This is a genomic window from Castellaniella daejeonensis (genome assembly GCF_039523555.1).
Taxonomy (GTDB): domain Bacteria; phylum Pseudomonadota; class Gammaproteobacteria; order Burkholderiales; family Burkholderiaceae_B; genus Castellaniella; species Castellaniella daejeonensis.
Genome location: NZ_BAAAFN010000006.1, coordinates 402532 through 425015, shown reverse-complemented (window position 1 = coordinate 425015; position 22484 = coordinate 402532). Strand labels below are relative to the sequence as shown.

The 22484-nt window shown below is 65.1% G+C and carries 25 protein-coding genes; 19 read left to right on the top strand and 6 right to left on the bottom strand.

Annotated features, from left to right (window positions below):
- Positions 1-2: 2 nt before the first annotated feature.
- On the top strand, positions 3-572 hold the full coding sequence (pgsA, locus tag ABD022_RS03900) for a CDP-diacylglycerol--glycerol-3-phosphate 3-phosphatidyltransferase (protein WP_325125908.1): 570 nt from the start codon (positions 3-5) through the stop codon (positions 570-572).
- A 16-nt stretch (positions 573-588) separates the two neighbouring features.
- On the opposite strand, the gene queF is transcribed toward pgsA, so the two are convergent.
- Positions 589-1419 (bottom strand): NADPH-dependent 7-cyano-7-deazaguanine reductase QueF, encoded by an 831-nt coding sequence (queF, locus tag ABD022_RS03895; RefSeq protein WP_325125906.1) that lies wholly within the window; start codon positions 1417-1419, stop codon positions 589-591.
- 320 nt (positions 1420-1739) lie between these two features.
- On the opposite strand from queF, the gene aceA reads away from it, so the two are divergent.
- The 10 genes from aceA (at position 1740) to ABD022_RS03845 (ending at position 9811) form a co-directional block, all read left to right on the top strand.
- Positions 1740-3059: an isocitrate lyase gene (gene aceA, locus ABD022_RS03890; protein ID WP_343820120.1), complete on the top strand. Its 1320-nt coding sequence runs from the start codon at positions 1740-1742 to the stop codon at positions 3057-3059.
- Positions 3060-3244: 185 nt separating this feature from the next.
- Positions 3245-4210 (top strand): P-type ATPase actuator domain-containing protein, encoded by a 966-nt coding sequence (locus ABD022_RS03885; RefSeq protein WP_325126834.1) that lies wholly within the window; start codon positions 3245-3247, stop codon positions 4208-4210.
- Between the two features lie 5 nt (positions 4211-4215).
- Positions 4216-4377: a cbb3-type cytochrome oxidase assembly protein CcoS gene (gene ccoS, locus ABD022_RS03880; protein ID WP_325126836.1), complete on the top strand. Its 162-nt coding sequence runs from the start codon at positions 4216-4218 to the stop codon at positions 4375-4377.
- 87 nt (positions 4378-4464) lie between these two features.
- Entirely contained in the window at positions 4465-5946 is a 1482-nt protein-coding gene (gene ccoN / locus ABD022_RS03875; RefSeq protein ID WP_325126838.1) for a cytochrome-c oxidase, cbb3-type subunit I, read from the top strand.
- 10 nt (positions 5947-5956) lie between these two features.
- Positions 5957-6613 (top strand): cytochrome-c oxidase, cbb3-type subunit II, encoded by a 657-nt coding sequence (gene ccoO / locus ABD022_RS03870; RefSeq protein WP_325126840.1) that lies wholly within the window; start codon positions 5957-5959, stop codon positions 6611-6613.
- A gap of 1 nt (position 6614) precedes the next feature.
- Positions 6615-6791, top strand: coding sequence for a cbb3-type cytochrome oxidase subunit 3 (locus tag ABD022_RS03865; protein ID WP_325126842.1), 177 nt, complete (start codon positions 6615-6617; stop codon positions 6789-6791).
- A complete protein-coding gene (gene ccoP / locus ABD022_RS03860; RefSeq protein ID WP_343820116.1) occupies positions 6784-7686 on the top strand; it encodes a cytochrome-c oxidase, cbb3-type subunit III in 903 nt (300 codons plus the stop codon). Before ABD022_RS03865 ends, ccoP begins: the two co-directional genes overlap by 8 nt.
- Positions 7687-7780: 94 nt before the next feature.
- Positions 7781-9286, top strand: coding sequence for a cytochrome c oxidase accessory protein CcoG (ccoG, locus tag ABD022_RS03855; RefSeq protein WP_325126846.1), 1506 nt, complete (start codon positions 7781-7783; stop codon positions 9284-9286).
- 19 nt (positions 9287-9305) lie between these two features.
- Positions 9306-9530, top strand: a complete 225-nt coding sequence (locus tag ABD022_RS03850; RefSeq protein ID WP_325126848.1) for a hypothetical protein — start codon at positions 9306-9308, stop codon at positions 9528-9530.
- 29 nt (positions 9531-9559) lie between these two features.
- The gene (locus tag ABD022_RS03845; RefSeq protein WP_325126850.1) at positions 9560-9811 is read left to right on the top strand and encodes a hypothetical protein; all 252 of its coding nucleotides are present in this window, start codon (positions 9560-9562) and stop codon (positions 9809-9811) included.
- A gap of 72 nt (positions 9812-9883) precedes the next feature.
- On the opposite strand, the gene ABD022_RS03840 is transcribed toward ABD022_RS03845, so the two are convergent.
- Positions 9884-10561: a helix-turn-helix domain-containing protein gene (locus ABD022_RS03840; RefSeq protein ID WP_325126852.1), complete on the bottom strand. Its 678-nt coding sequence runs from the start codon at positions 10559-10561 to the stop codon at positions 9884-9886.
- A gap of 353 nt (positions 10562-10914) precedes the next feature.
- Between ABD022_RS03840 and nirK the strand changes: the two genes are divergently transcribed.
- From nirK to thpD, 6 genes are all read left to right on the top strand, one after another.
- A complete protein-coding gene (nirK, locus tag ABD022_RS03835) occupies positions 10915-12321 on the top strand; it encodes a copper-containing nitrite reductase (protein ID WP_325126854.1) in 1407 nt (468 codons plus the stop codon).
- Between the two features lie 140 nt (positions 12322-12461).
- The gene (locus ABD022_RS03830) at positions 12462-12998 is read left to right on the top strand and encodes a MarR family winged helix-turn-helix transcriptional regulator (protein WP_325126856.1); all 537 of its coding nucleotides are present in this window, start codon (positions 12462-12464) and stop codon (positions 12996-12998) included.
- A 32-nt stretch (positions 12999-13030) separates the two neighbouring features.
- Positions 13031-13531 (top strand): diaminobutyrate acetyltransferase, encoded by a 501-nt coding sequence (gene ectA / locus ABD022_RS03825; RefSeq protein ID WP_343820112.1) that lies wholly within the window; start codon positions 13031-13033, stop codon positions 13529-13531.
- Positions 13532-13551: 20 nt separating this feature from the next.
- A complete protein-coding gene (gene ectB, locus ABD022_RS03820) occupies positions 13552-14859 on the top strand; it encodes a diaminobutyrate--2-oxoglutarate transaminase (RefSeq protein ID WP_325126860.1) in 1308 nt (435 codons plus the stop codon).
- Positions 14856-15257: an ectoine synthase gene (locus tag ABD022_RS03815; protein WP_325126861.1), complete on the top strand. Its 402-nt coding sequence runs from the start codon at positions 14856-14858 to the stop codon at positions 15255-15257. Before ectB ends, ABD022_RS03815 begins: the two co-directional genes overlap by 4 nt.
- Before the next feature lie 105 nt (positions 15258-15362).
- The gene (gene thpD / locus ABD022_RS03810) at positions 15363-16265 is read left to right on the top strand and encodes an ectoine hydroxylase (RefSeq protein WP_325126863.1); all 903 of its coding nucleotides are present in this window, start codon (positions 15363-15365) and stop codon (positions 16263-16265) included.
- 54 nt (positions 16266-16319) lie between these two features.
- Here the strand turns inward: thpD and ehuA are convergent, their stop codons facing one another.
- From ehuA to ehuB, 4 genes are read right to left on the bottom strand one after another with little or no spacing between them, the layout of a single operon-like run.
- Positions 16320-17132: an ectoine/hydroxyectoine ABC transporter ATP-binding protein EhuA gene (ehuA, locus tag ABD022_RS03805; protein ID WP_325126865.1), complete on the bottom strand. Its 813-nt coding sequence runs from the start codon at positions 17130-17132 to the stop codon at positions 16320-16322.
- Between the two features lie 7 nt (positions 17133-17139).
- Entirely contained in the window at positions 17140-17832 is a 693-nt protein-coding gene (gene ehuD / locus ABD022_RS03800) for an ectoine/hydroxyectoine ABC transporter permease subunit EhuD (protein WP_325126867.1), read from the bottom strand.
- Complete coding sequence (gene ehuC, locus ABD022_RS03795; protein WP_325126870.1) at positions 17833-18504, bottom strand: ectoine/hydroxyectoine ABC transporter permease subunit EhuC; 672 nt, start codon at positions 18502-18504, stop codon at positions 17833-17835.
- Between the two features lie 18 nt (positions 18505-18522).
- Positions 18523-19398, bottom strand: a complete 876-nt coding sequence (gene ehuB, locus ABD022_RS03790) for an ectoine/hydroxyectoine ABC transporter substrate-binding protein EhuB (protein ID WP_325126872.1) — start codon at positions 19396-19398, stop codon at positions 18523-18525.
- Between the two features lie 526 nt (positions 19399-19924).
- On the opposite strand from ehuB, the gene aroG reads away from it, so the two are divergent.
- Both aroG and ABD022_RS03780 read left to right on the top strand, forming a co-directional pair.
- Positions 19925-21016, top strand: a complete 1092-nt coding sequence (gene aroG / locus ABD022_RS03785) for a 3-deoxy-7-phosphoheptulonate synthase AroG (RefSeq protein ID WP_325127011.1) — start codon at positions 19925-19927, stop codon at positions 21014-21016.
- Between the two features lie 48 nt (positions 21017-21064).
- Entirely contained in the window at positions 21065-22477 is a 1413-nt protein-coding gene (locus ABD022_RS03780; protein WP_343820105.1) for an FAD-binding oxidoreductase, read from the top strand.
- The last annotated feature ends 7 nt before the right edge of the window (positions 22478-22484 follow it).

Here is a 22484-nt window from a genome sequence, read left to right as displayed (position 1 = left end):
TCATGCCGTTCAATATCCCCATCGCCCTGACCTGGCTGCGCATCGCCATGATCCCCCTGATCGTGGGGCTTTATTATCTGCCCGACGCCTGGACAGGGTCCGGCTGGCGCGACACGGCCGCCGCCCTGGCCTTCATCGTCGCCGCCGTCACGGATTGGCTCGATGGCTGGCTGGCGCGGCGCTGGAGCCAGACTTCCGCCTTCGGCGCCTTTCTCGATCCGGTGGCCGACAAGCTGATGGTATGCGCGGCGCTGCTGATCCTGCTCGACCTGGGCCGCGTCGATTCCCTGATCGCCCTGGTGATCATCGGCCGCGAAATCACCATCTCGGCCCTGCGCGAATGGATGGCGAAGATCGGCGCCAGCAGCAGCGTGGCCGTCCACTGGCTGGGCAAGTTCAAGACCGCCGCGCAGATGGTCGCCATTCCCTGCCTGCTGTACTGGCAGCCCCTGGATGGCGTGTCCACGCGCATTGTCGGCGAAATCCTGATCGTCATCGCCGCCATCCTCACGGTCTGGTCGATGTGCTATTACCTGAAGAAGGCCTGGCCCGAGATCCGCGACCGGGCCTAGGGGCGCCGCGTCCTTCCTACTGCCGCAGCGTTCGCGTCTGGCCGATGTCGGTGGGCTGGTAGCTGGCCCGCCATGGATTGATGTCCAGCCCGCCTCGCCGGGTGTAGCGCGCGTAGACCAGCAGTTCCTCGGGCGCGCAGCGCTGCATGATTTCCCCGTAGATCTTCTCCACGCAGAGCTCGTGGAATTCCTGGTGGCGGCGCAGCGACACGATATAGCGCAGCAGGCCGGCATGGTCGATGCGCGGGCCGGCATAGCGGATCTGCAGGCTGGCCCAGTCCGGCTGCCCGGTCACGGGGCAATTGGACTTCAGCAGTTCGGATACCAGGATCTCGCGCACGAAAGGCGCCGGTTCCGACAGGACCAGACTGTCGGGCTGCGGGGTCTGGACAGCCTCGAATTCCAGGTCCTGGTCGTCGATGCAGGTGCCGCGCAGCGGCGCGCAGCTGAGCTCGAAGGCCGGACGCACCGACAGGATTTCCACATGCACCGGCTTGCCGCACGCCCGCGAGAGATCCGTGTGCAGGCGCTGGCGGACGATGTCGGCGTATTCGAAGCGTTCTTCGTTGTAGCTGTTCAGGTAGAGCTTGAGCGACTTGGACTCGATCAGGCAGGGGCTGTCCATGGGCACGGTGAAGCGGCCGATCGCCACCACCGGCTTGCCCTTGGCGCTCAGCCAGGACATCTCGTAGGCGTTCCAGATGTCGGCGCCATGGGCCGCCTGGGGAAGATCCAGCCCGGCGCGCGTATCGACGCGGGCGATCGGGAACAGCAGGGTAGGATCGTAGCGCGCCGAGCCCGGGGTGGAGCGGCCCAGGGGGCTGGCGGAAAGGGTATCGGGATTCATGGCGTCGCGAAGAAGACTGTCTGGTGTCCCGTGCGGGGACGGCGCCATCATTCTACTGCCCTGCTGCCGCACCAGCGCCGCGGTCGTTTTTCATATCATGGATTTTGCGTTTCAGCATGTGAAATCTCCATGCTGCGCTGCGCATCGTTATTTTTCATCGTCAGGAATATAGTTTCATAACATGGAATTAATTTTGTAATTAATTGATTATATTGAATAAAATTTTCTATCTTATATAAGATAGAAGTCATGTGTGCAGCGCATCATCAGCGTAGACTTTTCTCCAACGATGATTCATTTTTCTTTTCAGGAGCAGCATCATGACCTCACGTGAGAACGAAGTGCGCAATCTGCAACGCAGCTGGGCCGAGGATCCCCGCTGGCAGGGCATCAAGCGGGGCTACGGCGCCGATGAAGTCGTGCGTCTGCGCGGATCGGTGGTGGTGGAGCACACGCTGGCGCGCCGCGGCGCCGAGCGGCTCTGGGAATTGCTGCACACCGAGGACTTCGTCAACGCGCTGGGCGCCCTGACCGGCAACCAGGCCATGCAGCAGGTCAAGGCCGGCCTGAAGGCCATTTATCTGTCCGGCTGGCAGGTGGCGGGCGATGCCAACATCGCGGGCGAGATGTACCCCGACCAGTCGCTGTATCCGGCCAATTCCGTGCCCAGCGTGGTCAAGCGCATCAACAACACCCTGACGCGCTGCGACCAGATCCAGTGGATGGAAGGCAAGAACCCGGGTGACGCGGGCTACATCGATTATTTCGCGCCGATCGTGGCCGATGCCGAGGCCGGTTTCGGCGGCGTGCTCAACGCCTTCGAGCTGATGAAGTCCATGATCGAGGCGGGTGCCGCCGGCGTGCACTTCGAAGATCAGCTGGCTTCCGTCAAGAAATGCGGCCACATGGGCGGCAAGGTGCTGGTGCCCACGCGCGAGGCCGTGGCCAAGCTGGTGTCGGCCCGCCTGGCGGCCGACGTGCTGAATGTGCCCACGTTGCTGGTGGCGCGCACCGATGCCGAGGCCGCCGATCTGCTGACCAGCAACATCGATGAGAACGATGCGCCCTTCGTGACCGGCGAGCGCACCGTGGAAGGCTTCTACCGCACCCGCGCCGGCCTGGAGCAGGCGATTTCCCGTGGACTGGCCTATGCGCCCTACGCCGATCTGATCTGGTGCGAGACTTCCACGCCCAACCTGGACTATGCGCGCAAGTTCGCCGAGGCGATCCACCGCCAGTTCCCGGGCAAGATGCTGGCCTACAACTGCTCGCCGTCGTTCAACTGGAAGAAGAACCTGGACGACGCGACAGTGGCCAAGTTCCAGCGCGAGCTGGGCGCCATGGGCTACAAGTTCCAGTTCATCACGCTGGCCGGCTTCCATGCCCTGAACTACAGCATGTTCGAACTGGCCCACGGCTATGCCCGCACGCAGATGAGCGCCTTCGTCGAACTTCAGCAGAAGGAATTCGCCGCCGCCGACAAGGGCTTCACCGCCGTCAAGCACCAGCGCGAGGTCGGGGTGGGTTATTTCGACGCCGTGACGCAGACCATCGAGGGCGGCCAGTCGTCCACCACGGCGCTGACCGGCTCGACCGAGGAAGCCCAGTTCGACCAGGCCCACGAGACACAGGCGGCCTGATCGCGATCAGTTGAGAGAGGGCAGGGAAGAAGAAGGGGCTTCCCTGCAGTGTGCTTTCGGGAAGGCTTCCGCCTTCCCGTTTTTTTTTGTGGCGCCTGCAGCCCGGCGGCGGAGATATCCCCAGACGGGTTGGGGTTTTGATCTGCATCAAGGTTTGCATTCTGGCGCGTGGCTATAGTGCTCGCATGCGCGCTCCTTCCCTCTTCACTCCACCGCCGAACATGACCGATGCCATGCGCAGCGCGCGGCGCCACATGCTGGCCCGTACCGGGCTGGCCTGGCTGGTGATGATGCAGGTCATGATGCTGGCCTTCCCTGGCTACCTGCGCCATGGTGCGCGCGCTCCCGATGCCCAGCAGTCCCTCGAGCAGGCCATCGTGCTGATGAACTGGCTCAGCCTGATCCTGTGCGTTCCCCTGGTGCTGTACTGCGCCTGGCCCGTATGGCGTGGCGCATGGCGTGCCTTGTCGCGCTGGCGCGTGGGCATGGACGTGCCGGTGGCGCTCGGCATCCTGGCTGCCTTCGTACCCAGCGTCGTCGCCACCTGGCGCGATGCGGGAGAAGTCTATTTCGATTCGGTCTCCATGTTCGTGGCTTTCCTGCTGACGGCCCGCTTCCTGGAAACCTGCGCCCGCCAGGCCGTCAGCGGCCAGGCCCGCGGCGGCAGCGATGCCGAACTGCTGCATGCCGCAGATCGCCTGGCCTTCCGTTTCGTCTGTGCCCAGATCCTGCTGGCCGTCCTGGTCGGCCTGTACTGGTGGAACGTCCAGCCCGATCAGGCGGTCGCCGTCACTGTCGCCTTGCTGGTCATGAGCTGTCCCTGCGCCCTGTCCATGTCGGTGCCGGCCGCCCTGGCAGCCCGTCACGCGGCAAGCTTGCGGGCCGGCGACGCGGGCGTCCCCGATGCCGCCGCGCTGGACCGCGCCATGCGGCGCGTCGCGCGCCAGAATCTCCATGGCTCCCTGGCCTGGCATCTGCTGATGGCGCCCCTGGCGGCCTGCGGCTGGGTGCAGCCCTGGGTGGCCGCCATCACCATGCTGCTGTCCTCCCTGGCCGTCGCGGCCAACGCCTGGCGCCTGTCGCGCCTGCCTCCCGGTGCCGCGGCCGAGCGCCGGCCAACCGTCCGGCGCGCCAACGCCATGCCGGGTTGATGGCCATGGATGCCTTATTCCTGCTTCTGCCGATTTCCCTGCTGTTCGTTCTGGGAATCGGGGTGGCGTTCTGGTGGGCGATCTTCGCCGGCCAGTTCGACGACACCCGGGACGCCGCCACCGCCATCCTGGACGATGACGACCGGCCGCATCCCGGGGAGGCTTGACCTGGATCAAAGATGTTTCAGGTCGGCTAGGGGATTATTCAGCTTTTCAAAAATTCATGTCTTAACCTTGTTCTGAGGGGAACGCTTATGGGCACGACCGGTACAGCCGGAACACCGGCCGAAACCTTCAATTACGGCGTAGTCAGACAGTTCACCATCGCCACGATCTTCTGGGGCGTGGTGGGGATGGCTGTCGGCGTACTGATCGCATCGCAGCTGATCTGGCCTGAATTGAACTTCAACACGCCGTGGCTCAGCTACGGGCGGCTGCGGCCGCTGCACACCAACGGGGTGATCTTCGCCTTCGGCGGCAGCGCCCTGTTCGCCACGTCCTACTACGTCGTGCAGCGTACCTGTCAGGTGCGCCTGTTCTCCGACAAACTCGCCGCCTTCACCTTCTGGGGCTGGCAGGCCGTGCTCGTGGGCGCAGTGATCACGCTGCCCCTGGGCTACACCTCGACCAAGGAATACGCCGAACTCGAATGGCCGATCGACATCCTGATCACCCTGGTCTGGGTCGCCTACGCCATCGTGTTCTTCGGCACCATCGCCAAGCGCCGCGTCAAGCACATCTACGTGGCGAACTGGTTCTTCGGGTCCTACATCCTGACGATCGCGATCCTGCACATCTTCAACAACCTGGAACTGCCGGTGTCGCTGTGGAAGTCCTATTCCGCCTACGCCGGGGTGCAGGACGCCATGGTGCAGTGGTGGTACGGCCACAACGCCGTGGGCTTCTTCCTGACCACCAGCTTCCTGGGCATGATGTACTACTTCGTGCCCAAGCAGGCTGGCCGTCCGATCTATTCCTACCGCCTGTCGATCGTGCACTTCTGGGCGCTGGCCTTCACCTACATGTGGGCCGGTCCGCACCACCTGCTGTATACCTCGCTGCCCGACTGGACCCAGTCGCTGGGCATGGCGTTCTCGCTGATCCTGCTGGCGCCGTCCTGGGGCGGCATGATCAACGGCATCATGACGGTCTCTGGCGCCTGGCACAAACTGCGCACCGACCCGATCCTGAAGTTCCTGGTGGTGGCGCTGTCCTTCTACGGCATGGCCACCTTCGAAGGCTCGATGATGTCGATCCGCACGGTCAACGCGCTGTCGCACTACACCGACTGGACGGTCGGCCACGTGCACGCCGGCGCCCTGGGCTGGGTGGCGATGATCACCTTCGGGTCGATGTACTACCTGATCCCGCGCCTGTACGGCCGCGAAAGCATGGCCCGCCCCGACTTCATCAACCTGCACTTCTGGCTGGCGACGCTGGGCGTGGTGCTGTACATCGCCTCGATGTGGATCGCGGGCGTGATGCAGGGCCTGATGTGGCGCGCCACCGGCGAGGACGGCATGCTCACCTACAGCTTCGTCGAGGTCGTGAAGTCCACCTATCCGTTCTACACCATCCGGATGATCGGCGGCCTGTTCTTCCTGTCGGGCATGGGCCTGATGGCCTGGAACACCTGGCTGACGGTGCGCGGCCAGCCCCGGGTCAATCCCGCGGTGCCCCTGGAAAGCCCGGATGCCCATGCCGCCCCTCAATCCGCCGTGCCGGCGTCGGCCTAAGGAGTTGTCCATGTCTGGTACCAAGAAACGCTTTTCCCATGAAATGCTGGAGCGCAACGTCGGCCTGCTGATCTTCTTCAGCATCCTGGTCGTGTCATTCTCCGGGCTGGTGCAGATCATCCCGCTGTTCTTCCAGCATTCCACCACCACGGCGGCCGACGGCGTCCGGCCCTACGAGGCCCTGCGGCTGGTGGGCCGCGACATCTACATCCGCGAGGGCTGCGTGGGCTGCCATTCCCAGCAGATCCGCAAGCTCCAGTCGGAAGTCCAGCGCTACGGTCCCTATTCGATCGCGGCGGAATCGGTCTACGACCACCCGTTCCTGTGGGGTTCCAAGCGGACGGGTCCGGACCTGGCCCGGGTCGGCCAGCGTTATTCCGACGAGTGGCACCGCATCCACCTGCGCAATCCGCGCGACGTGGTCAAGGAATCCAACATGCCGGCCTATCCCTGGCTGCAGAAGAACACGGTCGAAGGCACCGATGTCCAGGAACGCATGAAAGTCCTGCGCACCCTGGGCGTGCCCTACACGGACGAGGAAATCGCCGCCGCGCCCGAGCAGCTCAAGGGCAAGACCGAAGAAGACGCGGTCGTGGCCTTCCTGCAGGGCCTGGGCGTGGGCGGCCGTGCCGCCGCCCAGGAATCCATGGTCCAGGGGGGACGTTGACATGCTCGGCGTCATCAACGGGGTCATGACGGTGCTGGCGTTGACGACATTCGTCGGCATCGTGTGGTGGGCCTGGTCGGCGCATCGTGCCGAAGCCAACCGGCAGGCGGCGATGCTGCCCTTCGCCCTGCCCGAGGAATATCAGAACGACAAGAACACCGGGGAATCAAATGAGTGATTTCGTCAGCAGTTTCTGGAGCTATTACATCGCGGCCATCGCCCTGGGCGGGATCGCCTGGTGCGTTTACCTGCTGTTTTCCCAGCGCGCCTGGCTCAAGCGCGATGTCAAGCAGGTCGAGAACACCGGCCACGTCTGGGACGGCGACCTGACCGAGCTGAACAATCCCGTGCCGCGCTGGTGGACGGTGATGTACCTGGGGCTGTGCATCTTCGCACTGGGCTACCTGGTGCTGTATCCGGGTCTGGGCAGCTGGAAGGGCACGCTCGGCTTCACGGCGGGCAAGCAGGTCCTGCAGGAGCAGGAAGCGTTCAACGCGCGCATCCAGCCCGTGTACGAGCGTTTCCGCGACATGCCGATCGAGGACATCGCCGGCGACGAGCAGGCCCGGAACATCGGCCAGCGCCTGTTCCTGAACAACTGTGCCCAATGCCACGGGTCCGATGCCAAGGGCGGGCGCGGTTTCCCCAACCTGACCGATGGCGACTGGCTGTATGGTGGTGCGCCGGAACAGATCCTGCATACCATCACGGAAGGCCGCCACGGCGTGATGCCGGCCTGGAAGGCGATGGTCAAGCCCGAAGAAGCTTCGGCCATCGCCCAGTATGTCCGTTCCCTGTCGGGCCTGGCCCACGATCCGCTGCGGATCAATGCCGGCAAGCGCGGGTTCGAGACCTACTGCGTGGCCTGCCACGGCATCGACGGCAAGGGCAACCAGGCGCTGGGCGCTCCCAACCTGACCGATGATGTCTGGCTGTACGGCAGCTCCGAGGCGACCATTGTCGAGACCATCCTGAATGGCCGCGACAACCAGATGCCGGCCCAGAAGCAGAACCTGACCCCCGAGCAGATCCGCCTGCTGGCGGCCTGGGTCTGGGGTTTGTCCAACCGCTAACCACAGCCGGCGGGGCCCCGGAAGGGGACCGCCGGCGCATCCATTCATAGGGCCTGTCACACAGACCAGAAGACATTCACGGACAGAGGACACCATGCAGAAGGAAACCCCCCCACAGGCCGCATCGCAGCCGCCGCGCGACGATCCGGCCTGGCAACCCGTGCGCAGGATACGCAAGGGGTCCGGGGGCGGGACTTCACCCCAGGTCGAGAAGGCGCTCGCCGAAGTCCGCTCCAAGATCTATCCCCGGTCCGTCCAGGGGAATTTCGCACGCATCCGCGTGCTGATGGTGTTTCTGACGCAGCTGATCTTCTACGGTCTGCCCTGGCTCGAATGGGGCGGCCGGCAGGCCGTGCTCTTCGATCTGGGCGCGCGCAAGTTCTACCTGTTCGGCATGGTGCTCTGGCCCCAGGACGTGATCTACCTGACGGTGCTCCTGGTGCTGTCGGCCTTTGCGCTGTTCCTCTTCACCGCCATGGCGGGGCGCCTGTTCTGCGGCTATGCCTGTCCGCAGACGGTCTACACCGAGCTGTTCATGTGGATCGAGGCCAGGGTCGAGGGCGACCGTCTGGCCCGCATCCGCCTGGACGAGCAGCCCTGGAACGCCCGCAAGCTGCGCATCAAGGCGACCAAGCATTTCCTGTGGGTGGTCCTGGCCCTGTGGACAGGCTATACCTTCATCGGCTATTTCGCGCCGATCCGCGAACTGGGCGCGCACCTGATGGCCTTCGACCTCGGCCCCTGGCAGTGGTTCTGGATGCTGTTCTACGCTTTCGCCACCTGGGGCAATGCCGGGTTCATGCGCGAGGCCGTCTGCAAGTACATGTGCCCCTACGCCCGCTTCCAGAGCGTGATGGTGGACGACGACACCTTCGTCGTGACCTACGACCATGTGCGCGGCGAGCCGCGCGGCGGGCGTTCGCGCAAGATCGACCACAAGGAAGCCGGGATGGGCGACTGCGTGGACTGCAGCCTGTGCGTGCAGGTCTGCCCGACCGGCATCGACATCCGCGACGGCCTGCAGTACATGTGCATCGGTTGCGGTGCCTGCGTCGATGCCTGTGACACCGTCATGGACAAGATGGGCTACGAGCGCGGCCTGATCCGCTACACCTCGGGCAATGCCATCACGGAACGGCTGACCCAGTCGCAGGTGCGCCGCCGCATGCTGCGCCCCCGCGTGCTGGCCTACTCGGCCCTGCTCGGGGCGATTGCCATCGCGTTCGTCTTCTCGCTGGCAACGCGCACGACGCTGCGGGTCGACGTGATCCGCGATCGGGGCGCGCTCGGGCGCGAAGTCGCCGGCGGCCTGGTCGAAAATGTCTACCGGTTGCAGATCATCAACTCGGACGAAAGCCCGATCGAGCTGGACCTGAAAGCCGTCGGCGTGCCGGGGCTGGTGTTGCAGACCGCAGACCAGGGAGTCGACCGGGTGCGCGTCGAAGGCTCGGCCAACCGGCTGGTGCCGGTGGTGCTGCGGGCCCCCATCGACGGGCTCAAGCCCGGCCTGTACGATATCCGCTTCGAGACGACCGGCCAGCGCGATTCGGGCGAGACCGCTTCGGTGATCGAGCAGTCCAGCTTCTATGTGCCGAACTGAGCCCCAACAGGAAAACACCATGACATCGAAGACAAGGGAAACAGAAGGCTTGTCCGAAGGCCGGCCCTGGTGGCAGCATCGCTGGCCCTGGCTGCTGATCCTGGGCCCGGCCATGGCGGTGGTCGGTTGCGTGATCACCATCGTGCTGGCATTCCAGTCCTACGGAGATCAGGCTATCATCGATGGCGGAACCCGGCAGGGCCTGGTCATCACCGCCCCCGCGGCCCCGGCGCAGCAGCGCTGAATTCATCATTGACGTATGGGAGACGGGTTTTGCGCACACGCAATCTGATGTGGATCCTGTGGCCGTCCTTTCTCATGGCAGGTGCCGCCAGCGCGGTCGTGTTCGCGCTGGTCGACCCCCTGGACGTCGTATTCCTGGGGTATCTGCAGGCCGGCCGCCTCACCGTGTACACCGTGGGCTTCTTCATTTTCTGGATCATGGCGGCCCTGTCCAGCGCGCTCACGCTGCGCATCGCCCCGCGCGGGGTGGAACTGGACGAATTCGGCGACCCGGTCGAATAGGAAAAAGCCGAATCCGGCATCCGGTGCCCGGGCTTTGCGGCGCCGGGCCAGGCAGGCCGCCCGCCAGGCGGCCTAGCTGCAGTCCGTGCCCGACAGCGCCTGCAGGGCGGCCATGTCCAGGATATGGACTTCGCGCTGCTGGACCCGGATCAGGCCTTCGCGCGCAAAGCGCGAAAACAGGCGGCTGACGGTTTCCAGGGTCAGTCCCAGGAAATTGCCGATTTCCTCGCGGCTCATGCGCAGGATGAATTCATAGGGCGAATAGCCCAGTACCTGAAGCCGTTGGGACAGGTTCAGCAGGAAGGCCGCCAGCCGCTGTTCCGAGCGCAGGCTGCCCAGGGCCAGCAGCAGCTGGTGCGAACGGCCGATTTCCTTGCTCATCAGGCGGCGCAGCTGGCGCTGCAGCGAAGGCAGCTGGGGCGCCAGCTGGTCCATTTCGTCCAGCCGGATGATGCAGACTTCGGAGTCTTCCAGGGCAATGGCGTGGGAGACCTGCTGTTCGCTCATCAGGCCGTCCAGGCCCAGGACTTCGCCGGGCAGCAGGAAGCCCGTGATCTGGACCTGGCCGTTCGCATCCTCGATCTGGGTCTTGAGCGATCCGGACCGCAGGCCATAGACGGCATCGGCCGCATCGCCCTGGCGATACAGCGTGCCCCCCTTGGGAAGGCGGAAGCGTTCCTTGATCAGCTCGTCCATCTTGACCACGTCCTGGCGCGTCATGCCCAGCGGCAGGCAGATGGCGTTCAGCATGCAGGTGGAGCATCGCGTCGACTCGGGCGCCACAGCAATGCGCCTGGGCGCGTTGATCCTGCGGATCGGCCCGGAGGAAGGAGGATCAGCCAGCAAAATAGGACCTGCCAAAAAAAGGAGCTTCAGGGAAAGGCCCCTGATCTCGTGAGGGATTATAAGTTCTTTGTCAGGACATTTGGTGCCTGCACTATCCTTTTACTGGCATTTGGCCGTGAAAATTGAGATTTGTCGGTTTTTTGCGCCGATTCCCCTCTGCGCGCGAAATTGTATCCAGATCGCAAGTTGACATTGAAAGTCGCAACCTACATTATCGAAGCAGGGATAATTTCGTCGTCAAACAAACAGGGGAAGTCATGAGTTTTTTCGGACGATTGCTGGGCGGCCTCCTGCTGTGCGCGGCCGGCCTGGGGCTGGCCGGAGCGGCCTGGGCAGAGCATGACGGCGCCGCCGGCAGCGGCCAGTCGGTCACCTACAAGCCGGATGTCATCTTCACGCTGCGCACGTCGATTTCGGGCGGCAAGCTGGTGTTCATCGGCGAGCGGGGCGCGATCGCCGATGCGGTCAATCCCGACCTGAAGGTGCCCGAAGGGGCGGTGGTGCAGATCAACCTCATCAACGACGATGGGGCCACCCACGACATCGCGGTGCCCGAGTTCCATGCGCATTCGGACCAGATCTCGGGCAAGAACGCGGCCACGGCCATCGTCTTCCGTGCTTCCAAGAACGGCACTTTCGAGTACCTGTGCACTCTGCCGGGCCACAAGGCCGCGGGGATGGTGGGCAAGCTGATCGTGGGTGAGCCGTCCAAGGAGGCCCAGGTCCAGGCGCCCCAGATCGCGCACGATCCGTCCATCGTCGGGACGCCGGTGGGCAAGCGCGGGCCGCAGAAAATCACGGTGGACCTGCTGACCACGGAAGTCGAGGGCCGGCTGGGCGACAACAGCACCTACCGCTTCTGGACCTTCAACAACAAGGTGCCCGGTCCGTTCATCCGGGTGCGGGTGGGCGATACGGTCACGGTCAATGTGTCCAATGCCAAGGACAGCACGCACATCCACTCCGTGGACTTCCATGCGGTCACCGGGCCGGGCGGCGGGGCTGCCGTGACGCAGGTGCCGCCGGGGCAGACCAAATCCTTTTCCTTCAAGGCGCTGCATCCCGGCCTGTTCGTCTACCACTGCGCCACGCCGATGGTGGCCCAACACATCACCAACGGCATGTACGGCATGATCCTGGTCGAACCCGAAGGCGGCCTGCCCGCGGTGGATCGCGAGTTCTACGTCATGCAGGGCGAGCTCTACACCGCGCAGGCGCACGGCAGCAGCGGCCTGCAGGAGTTCTCGCTGGAAAAACTGCTGGCCGAGAACCCGGAGCACATGATGTTCAACGGCTCCATGGATGCATTGACCAAGGTCTACAACATGGAAGCCCAGGTCGGGGATACGGTGCGGATCTTCTTCGGCGTGGGCGGGCCCAACCTGACATCCAGCCTGCACCTCATCGGCGAGGTCTTCGACCGCGTCTACGACCAGGCCTCGCTCACCAGCAAGCCGCTGACCGATGTGCAGACCACACTGGTGCCGCCGGGCGGGGCCACGATGGTGGAGTTCAAGGCCGACTACCCGGGACGCTACATGCTGGTGGACCATGCCTTGTCGCGGATGGAAAAGGGCCTGGCCGGCTTCCTGACCGTGAAGGGCAAGGAGGACGCCTCGATCTTCCACAGCGACGAGCCGATCGACCCGCATTCGGGGCACTGACCGGCCTGCTTCCGGCGCCCGGCCTCGTGGCGCAAGACCGCTCCTGGTTCGGCCAGGCGCGGTTTTTTTTATTCTTGACCCAGATGATTCATGGTCTTATCATTTCAATAGAAATTAATTTTTGAGGATTTTCCAAGACCATGAACACCCAGACGGATGCGCAGCAGGCCTACGACCTGCGGATCCTGCGGGCCTTGCGCCGCATCACCCGGGCCGTGGCCCTGCATTCCCGGCAGCTATCGGCCTGCAGCCACATCACGGGCCCCCAGCTGGTCTGCCTGCGAACCGTGATCGAAAAGGGGCCGATGACGGCCACGGCCATCAGCCGTGAAGTCCACGTCAGCGCCAGCACGGTCGTCGGCATTCTGGACCGCCTGGAGGACAAGGGGCTGATCGTGCGCGAGCGCGGCCGAGCGGACCGCCGCATCGTATTCGTCAGCGCGACCGACGCAGGGCGCGATCTGGCACGGGATACGCCTTCGCCGCTGCAGCAGAAGCTGGCCGAGGCACTGCAGGCGCTGCCCGAACTGGAACAGGCCACGATCACGCTGTCGCTGGAACGCGTGGTTGGGCTGATCGAGTCCGGTACGGGGCTTGCTCCGGCAGCCGACCCCCAGTCCCCCATGCTGGACGTCCCCGTGGGTAGCGTTGCGCCCGAATCCGGGCTGGTGGTTTGACGGCGGGCCCGGCTCCGGAAGGCAGCGTTCGCATGCGCTTGCCGGCCCGCGCCGACGGGCCGGCCCTGCGGGATCTGGTGGCGCGCTGTCCGCCGCTGGATCTGAATTCCGTTTATCTCTATCTGCTCCTGACGGAGCATTTCCCCGACACCTGCATTCTGGCCGAGGATGAACAAGGCCTGTTGGGCATGGTGTCGGGTTACCGCCCCCCCGGACGCGACGATACGCTGTTCGTCTGGCAAGTGGCGGTGGACCCCCGGGCACGCGGCCGGGGGCTGGGCCTGGACATGCTGCTGGGCCTGCTGTCGCGCCGGACTCCGTGCCCGATCCGCTGGATCGAGACCACCGTGGGGCCCGGCAACAGGGCCTCGCGCAGGCTGTTTTCCAGGTTGGCGGCCCATCTGGGCGCCGCTCTGGAGGAAACGGATCTGTTCGGCGCCGCACTGTTCGGCCCGGACGCACACGAGGCCGAGCCGTTGCTGCGCATCGGCCCGTTCACCCCGCCGGTCCATGCATCGGGCCGGACCCCATGAACGAAGAAAAGGAGGAACCCATGGACTTGAAAATCTTTGACCGGATGGAGTCTGAAGTCAGAGGCTACGTCCGGTCGTTTCCCGTCATTTTCAACAAGGCGCGCGGCTCGGAACTCTACGACGAAGACGGCCGCTGCTACATCGATTTCTTCAGCGGCGCGGGCACCCTGAACTACGGGCACAACAACCCGGTCCTGCGCGAGCGCATGATGGCCTACCTGGAATCCGACGGTGTGACGCACGCCCTGGACATGGCCACCAGTGCCAAGAAATACTTCATGCAGACGCTGGGGCGGCTGGTGCTCGAACCGCGCGGCATGGATTATGTGCTGCAGTTCACGGGGCCCACGGGGACGAACGCGGTCGAGGCGGCGCTCAAGATCGCGCGCCAGGTCAAGGGCCGGCAGAATGTGATTTCCTTTACCCACGGCTTCCACGGCGTGTCGGGCGGTTCGCTGGCGGCCACGGCCAACCGGAAATTCCGCAAGGCGGCCGGCGTGGCGCTGGGCAACATCAGCTTCATGCCCTACGACGGCTATTTCGGTCCGGATGTGAACACCATGGCCTACCTGGAGCGCATGCTGGACGATCCGAGCAGCGGCCTGGACCAGCCGGCGGCGGTGATCGTCGAGACTGTCCAGGGCGAAGGCGGGGTGAACGTGGCTTCGCAGCGCTGGCTGCGCGAGCTGGAGCGCCTGTGCCGGCGTCACGACATGCTGCTGATCGTGGACGATATCCAGGTCGGCTGCGGGCGCACCGGCGGGTTCTTCAGTTTCGAGGCGGCGGGGATTTCGCCCGATATCGTCACGCTGTCGAAATCCCTGTCGGGTTTCGGGCTGCCCATGTCGCTGGTGCTGCTGCGCCGCGAACTGGACGTCTGGGAACCGGGCGCGCACAGCGGCACCTTCCGCGGCAACAACCTGGCGTTCGTCACGGCGGCCCAGGCGCTGGAGACCTATTGGACCGATGCCGCGCTCAGCGAGGAAGTCGAGGCCAAGGAACGCCTGGTGCGCGACTGGCTGGAAAACCTGGCGCACAGCTGCAGGGACGCGGGCCTGGGAGTGCGCGGCCGCGGGCTGATCCAGGGGCTGGTGACGCCTGTGGGCGACGGCCTGGCCGGCCGGATCGCGCGGCGGGCCTTTGAGCTGGGCGTGGTGATCGAGACTTCCGGCGCGCAAGACGAGGTGCTCAAGGTCCTGCCGGCCCTGACGATTCCGCGCGAGCAACTGCAGCAGGGACTGGAAATCGTCGAGCGCAGCGTGGGCGAAGTCCTGGCAGGCGAGGGGCGCCGCTCCAGGCCCCTGAAGGTTGCGGGAGGCGGACGATGATCGTGCGCAACGTCAAGGATGTCATCGGGACGGACCAGGAAATCGTCACGGACAACTGGACCAGTCGCCGGGTGCTGCTGGCGTCCGATGGCATGGGGTTCTCGTTTCACGAGACCGTGATCCTTCCCGGGACCGAAACGCACATCCACTATCGCAACCACCTGGAAGCCGTCTGGTGCATCGAGGGCGACGGCGAGATCGAGACCATCGCCGATGGGCGGAAATACGCCCTGGGCCCCGGGGTGGTCTATGCGCTGGACCAGCACGACGAGCACTGGCTGCGCGGCGGCGAGCGGCCGTTGAGGGTGATCTGCGTGTTCAATCCGCCGCTGACGGGGCGCGAGGTGCATGATGCGTCGGGCGTCTATCCGCTGGTGGCGGACGCCGCCGGCGCCTGATCGCGCCAGCGCGCCTGCGGGATTGCCCGCATGCTTTCGCCGGCCCGATGGCCGGTGGAGCGGCCCCGGCCGAAGCCGGGGCATTTGATGGGAGACGATGACGACATGAAGGATTTTTACGTATCACGCACAGGACGGGATGCCGCGCTGATCGCGCGCGGCGATCCCGTGGTGTATGGCGGCGGCCGCTACGCCGACGCCCTGGATGAAGCGCAGTTGCGGTCCTATGAACGCAACGGTTTCCTGGTGTTGCCCGGCATGTTCGATGCCGGGGAAATCCAGGCGTTGCGAGAAGAGGCCCAGGCGCTGGAGCACGACCCGGCGGTGCGCGAGGGCGAGGAAGTGATCCGCGAACCAGGCGGTACGGCATTGCGTTCGATCTTCCGCGTGCATGAGCTGGGCCGGCGTCTGGCCGACCTGCCGCGTGATCCCCGGCTGCTGGACGTGGCGCGCCAGATCCTGGGATCGGAGGTCTACATCCATCAGTCGCGGGTGAACATGAAGCCCGCGCTCGACGGCAAGGAGTTCTACTGGCATTCCGATTTCGAGACCTGGCATGTGGAAGACGGCATGCCGGCGATGCGGGCGCTGAGCTGCTCGGTGCTGCTGACGGACAACACGGCGTTCAACGGGCCGTTGATGCTGATCCCGGGTTCGCACCGGCAGTTCGTGTCCTGCATCGGGGAAACGCCGGAAGATCACTACCGCGCCTCGCTGCGCCGCCAGGAAGTCGGGGTGCCGGATCCGGTCAGCCTGCGCCTGCTGGCGGAGCAGGGCGGCCTCGAGGCCGTGATCGCGCCGGCCGGCTCGGTGGTGTTCTTCGATTGCAACACGCTGCATGGTTCGGCCGGAAACCTCTCGCCCTGGCCGCGCAGCAATGTCTTCATGGTCTACAACAGCGTGGAAAACCGCCTGGTGGCGCCGTTTCACGGCATGAAGCCGCGCCCCGAGCATATCGCGGCGCGGCAGTCGGCCGAGCCGCTGTCGCCGCTGCGGGTGGCTGCCTAGCCTGCGCATGATCCACCGGGCGCGGGGCAGTCCCGCGCCCGGTTCGCTTCCGGCTCAGGCCCCCTGCCGGGTGCGGATGAAGGTTTTCAGGAATTCGCGGGTGCGTTCTTCCCGGGGTTCGGCGAACATTTCCTCGGGCGGCGCCTGCTCCACCACGACGCCCTTGTCGAAGAAGCACACCCGATCCGATATCTGGCGGGCAAATTCCATCTCGTGGGTCACCAGCAGCATGGTCAGGTCGTGTTCCTCGGACAGGCGGCGGATCACGGTCAGCACCTCGCCGACCAGCTCGGGATCCAGGGCCGAGGTCGGTTCGTCGAACAGCATGATGTTCGGACGCATGGCCAGGGCACGGGCGATGGCCACGCGCTGCTGCTGGCCGCCGGACAGCTGGCCGGGAAACTTGTCGGCATGCTCGGTCATGCCGACAAGCTCCAGGTACTCGTGGGCGCGCTGCTCGGCTTCTGCCTTCGACAGGCCCAGCACGTGGATGGGCGATTCGGTGATGTTGCGCCGCACCGTCATGTGGGGGAACAGGTTGAACTGCTGGAACACCATGCCCATTTCCTTGCGCATGGCGCGCAGATGGGCTTCGCTGGCGGGCACGGGGCGGCCGTCGCGGTATTCGTGCCACAGGGGCTTGCCGGCCACGTGGATCAGGCCCGAGTCGATGGTCTCCAGGGTCATCAGGATGCGCAGCACCGTGGACTTGCCCGAGCCCGACGGACCGATGATGGTGACTTTCTCGCCCTTGGCCACCTGGAAATCCAGATGATCGAGCACGAGTGCGTCGCCGAAGCGCTTGACGACCTGGTCCATCACGATGATGGGGGAGGCCGGATCGGAAGGGTTCGAAGTATCGTTCATCGTGGGTTCAATGCAGCGGAATGCCGCGCTTGGGCAGGTGTTCGTCCAGGTAGCGCACGCCGGCCGAGGCGACCAGGGTCAGGATCAGGTAGAGCACGCCCACCAGCGTCAGCGGCACCATGTAGTTGAAGCTGCGGTCGCCAATGATGCGCGCGACGTTGAGCAGTTCCAGGATGGACACCACCGACAGCACGGGCACGTCCTTCATGATGGAAACCAGGTAGTTGCCCAGCGCCGGGATGATGCGGGGAATCGCCTGCGGCAGGATGACGACCGTGAAGATGCGCAGCGGGGAAATGTCCAGCGCGCGCGCGGCCTCGACCTGTCCCCGGGTGATCGATTCCAGGCCGGCGCGGTAGACCTCGGACATGTAGGCGCTGTACTGCACACCCAGCGCCAGTGCGCCGGTCAGGAAGGCGGGCAGCACCAGCCCGTATTCCGGCAGCACGTAGTACAGGAAGAACAGCTGCACCAGCAACGGGGTGTCGCGCAGGAATTCCGTGAACACGCGGGCGGGCCAGGAGATCAGCCGGAAGCGCACGCTTTTCAGGGCCGCCAGCACCAGGCCCAGCGCGGCGCCGACCACGAAACCCAGCAGCGTGGCCTCGATCGTGACGATCAGGCCGCGCAGCAGGATGGGCAGGATCGACCAGGCGAACACCCAGTCGTTGGCGGTGTTCCATTCGATGCCGAACAGCATTCAGATTCCTCTGGCGCGCCAGCGCCCGACGCGGGTTTCCATGAGACGCAGCAGGCCGGCCAGCACCAGTGCCATGCCGAAATACATGAGCAGCAGCAGGGTGTAGACACCGACGCTGTCCTGGGTGAAATTGCGCACGCGTTCGGCCTGGAAGGCCAGGTCGCCCAGCCCGATCAGCGACACCAGGGCGGTGTCCTTCAGGTTCTGTATCGCCAGGTTGCTGAAGCTGGGCATCATTTCCGGGACGGCCTGCGGAATGGAGATGCGCCACAGGATCTGGCGCGGCGTGAAATCCAGCGCCTTGGCGGCCTCGTGCTGGCTGTGCGGCACGGCCTGCAGCGCGCCGCGCACGACCTCGGCCCCGTATGCGCCGATGTTCAGGCTCAGGGCCAGCGTGCCCGCCACCACCGGCGGCAGGCGCAGGTCCAGGCCCAGGGCCTGCCCCAGCACCGGCAGGGCGAAGAACAGCCAGAACAGCTGCACCAGCAGCGAGGTTCCGCGGAAGATCTCGATCATGGCGATCGAGGCCCAGCGGCAGGGCGCGGACCCGGACAGGCGTCCGATGCCGAACAGGAAGGAAAACATTCCCCCCAGCAGGGTGGAATACAGGGCCAGCCGGATCGTGACCCAGGCGCCCTGCATCAGGGGGTTCAGGTAGGACAGCCAGTCCATGCTCGGCGCGGGCGGACCTTAGCCGGCGCAAAGCTGCGCGGTGGTGCGCTCGAAGGACTGCGAGGCGTCCTCGGCGGAAAAGCCATAGTCGCTCATGATCTTCTTCCAGTCGTCGGTCTTCTTGAATTTCGCCAGTTCCTGGTTCACGGCGTCGCGCAGCGAACCGGAGTCCTTGGAGAAGGCGAAGCCGCCCCAGCTGCGCACCGGTTGTCCGTCGACCATCGGGTCCTTGAAGTCATGGGCGGCCTCGGTCTTGCCCTTGCTCTTGGCGGCCAGCTGGCTGACGGTCAGGCTGGTGGCCGCGTAGCCGTCCGCGCGTCCGGTGGTCACCGTGGAGATCGCGTCGGCGTTGTTCGCGATGGTGACGATCCGGCTGGCGGGCACCTTCAGCGCCTGCAGGATTTCCAGCTGGTCGGCGCCTGCCATGACCGCGACCTTGTGATCCGAGGCGGCGAAGCTTTCGTAGTCATGGATGCCCTTCGGATTGCCCTTGGCCACCAGCAGGCCTTCGCCATAGGAGCTGTTGGGTTCGGAATAGAACACCTGCTCGCAGCGCTGCGGCAGGATGGCCATTTCGGCGGCCACCATGTCGTAGCGGTCGGCCTGCAGGCCCGGGATCAGGGAGCCGAACGCCGTGGTGGTCCATTCGATCTTGCCGATGCCCAGCGCCTTGGCGATGTGCTTGGCCACGTCGGGCCCGACGCCCTTGGCCTCTCCGTTCAGGTCCATGTAGCCATAAGGGATTTCATTGGCGATGGCCACGCGCAGCGTGCCGCTCTCGCGGATGGCGGCCAGGTCGGCCGCCTGCACGGTGGCGGCCTGGCCCAGCGTGCAGGCGGCGGCTGCGGCGAGCAGCCAGGGTTTCAGCGCGGATTTCTTCTGTGCGGATTTCATCGATGCCTCCTGGGTGTCCGGTGAATGGATCTCGGAATGTATATGTGTGAAATGGTGTCTAGGCGAATTATGTATTATAGAATGATTCGGGCACTAATCAATTCACAAGAAACATTCGCTCGGAGCTGACAGTGGAGGTGCAGGGTGGAAAATCCTTCTGGCATCCCTAGAGCAATTTTCTAGCCGAGGAGGGCGGGGTGCGTGCTAGGATTCGCCCATCGATTCATGCGGGGCGACCGGATCGCATGGAAAAGGCTGGGGGAGCGTAGGAAATCCTTCGGGCGCAAAAGATCCAGAGAGTCCCGCCGGAGCAACTTTCTTGCCCCGGCGGCGCAGACTGTGCTAGGATTCACCAATGCACTCGATTCCTTATTTTTTCTACTTTTTTACGTTTCCAAAGCCGCTGGTGGAGGAAGGGAATCGCTGTACTAAAAGGTAGACCACACATTCCCGAAAAAGCCGCCGGCGCTGCCAGGCGGCTTTTTTGTTGCCGCCCCCGCATCCGGCCCATGAATGGAGCATGATCGTGTCACACAATACCGACGATACCCGCATCCGAGAAATCCGCGAGCTGGCCCCGCCCGCCCATGTGATGCGCGAATTTCCCTGCACGCCGGACATCTCCCGCACGGTTCACGATGCGCGGCACGCCATCCACAATATCCTCTACGGCACCGACGACCGCCTGGTCGTCGTGGTCGGCCCGTGCTCCATCCATGACACCCAGGCGGCCATGGAATATGCCCGCCGCCTGGCGCCCCAGCGCGAACGCCTGGGCGCCGACCTGGAAATCGTCATGCGGGTGTACTTCGAAAAGCCCCGCACCACGGTGGGCTGGAAGGGCCTGATCAACGACCCCGGCCTGGACGGCAGTTTCGACATCAACCAGGGCCTGCGCACCGCGCGCGAGCTGCTGATCGACATCAATGCCCTTGGCCTGCCGGCCGGCACCGAGTTCCTGGACATGATCACGCCGCAGTACATCGCCGACCTGGTGTCCTGGGGCGCCATCGGTGCGCGCACCACGGAAAGCCAGGTGCACCGCGAACTGGCCTCGGGGCTGTCCTGCCCGGTGGGCTTCAAGAACGGCACCGACGGCAACACCCGCATCGCCATCGATGCGCTCAAGGCCTCGTCGCAGCCGCACTATTTCCTGTCGGTCACCAAGGGCGGGCATTCCGCCATCGTGTCCACGCGCGGCAACGAGGACTGCCACGTGATCCTGCGCGGCGGCAAGGCGCCCAACTACCAGGCCGAGCACGTCCAGGCGGCGGCCCAGGCCCTGGAAAAGGCCGGCATGCGTCCGCGCGTCATGGTGGACGCCAGCCACGCCAACAGCAGCAAGGACTACACCCGCCAGCCGCTGGTGATCGATGACATCTGCGCCCAGGTCGAGGCCGGCGACACGCGCCTGTTCGGCGTCATGGTGGAAAGCCACCTGGTGGGCGGCCGCCAGGACCTGGTGCCGGGCAAGCCCCTGGTGTATGGTCAGAGCATCACCGACGGCTGCGTCGACTGGGATACGACGGTGGGCTTGCTGGATCGCCTGGCCGCGGCGGCGCGGGCGCGCCGCCAGGCAGTGCGGGCGGCGGCCGAATCGGTCGGCAGCGCCGCCTGATGCCCCCTATGGCAAGCTGAAGGCTTAAGAGAAGACAGGATTGCATCCATGGACACCTTGCACATCGCCCAGCAGGCCCGCCCCTTGCCGGAAGGATTCCTGACGGCGCTTCAGGCGCGGTTCGGCGAGCGCTGCTCCACGGCGCAGGCGGTGCGCGAGCACCACGGGCGCGACGAATCCCCGTATCCGACCATGCCGCCCGACGCGGTGGTCTTCGCCCAGGACGTGGACGAGGTCGCCTGGGTCGCGCGCCATTGCCATGACCACGGCATCGCCCTGATTCCCTACGGCGCCGGCTCCTCGCTCGAAGGCCACCTGCTGGCGGTCCAGGGCGGGGTCTGCCTGGACCTGTCGGGAATGAACCGGATCGTGGCCGTGCACGCCGAAGACTTCACGGCCACGGTCCAGGCCGGCGTCACACGCAAGCAGCTCAACGAAGCCCTGCGCGACACCGGCCTGTTCTTCCCGATCGATCCGGGCGCCGATGCCAGCCTGGGCGGCATGGCGGCAACCCGCGCCTCGGGCACCAATGCCGTGCGCTATGGCACCATGCGCGAGAACGTCATGTCGCTGAAGGTCGTCACGGCCAACGGCCGGGTGATCGAGACCGCCAGCCGCGCCCGCAAGTCTTCGGCGGGCTACGACCTGACCCGCCTGTTCGTGGGCAGCGAAGGCACCCTGGGCATCATCGTCGAAGTCACCGTGCGCCTGTATCCCCAGCCCGAGGCGGTGTCCGCGGCCATCTGCAATTTCCCGGACCTGGATGCCGCCGTCAACAGCGTGATCGAAGTCATCCAGATGGGCGTGCCGGTGGCCCGGATCGAATTCATGGACGCCCACGCCGTGCGGGCGACCAATCGCTACAGCCACCTGAGCCTGCGCGAATCGCCGCTGCTGCTGTTCGAATTTCACGGCAGCCCGGCCTCGGTGCGCGAACAGGCCGAGTCGGTGCAGGCCATCGCGCGCGAGCACGGCGGCCAGGATTTCGAATGGGCAGATCGGCCCGAAGACCGCAGCCGCCTGTGGACGGCGCGTCACAACGCCTATTTCGCCGGCCTGCAGCTGCGCCCCGGCTGCCGTTCCAGCACGACCGACGTGTGCGTGCCGATTTCCCGATTGGCCGAGTGCGTGGGCGAAACCGCGCGCGAGCTGGACCAGGCCAGTTTCTCCTATACGATCGTGGGTCACGTGGGCGACGGCAATTTCCACGTGCTGATGCTGCTCGATCCAGACGATCCCGGGGAATGGGCCGAATCCGAAAAGCTCAACCAGCGCCTGGTGGCGCGCGCCATCGCCATGCAGGGCACCTGCACAGGAGAACACGGGGTGGGCTTGCACAAGCAAGCCTTCATGCGGGCCGAGCACGGACAGGATGCGCTGGACGTGATGGCGGCCCTGAAGGCCGCGCTGGATCCGCACAATGTGCTCAATCCCGGCAAGATCCTGCCGCCGGCCGCCTAGGCCCCGA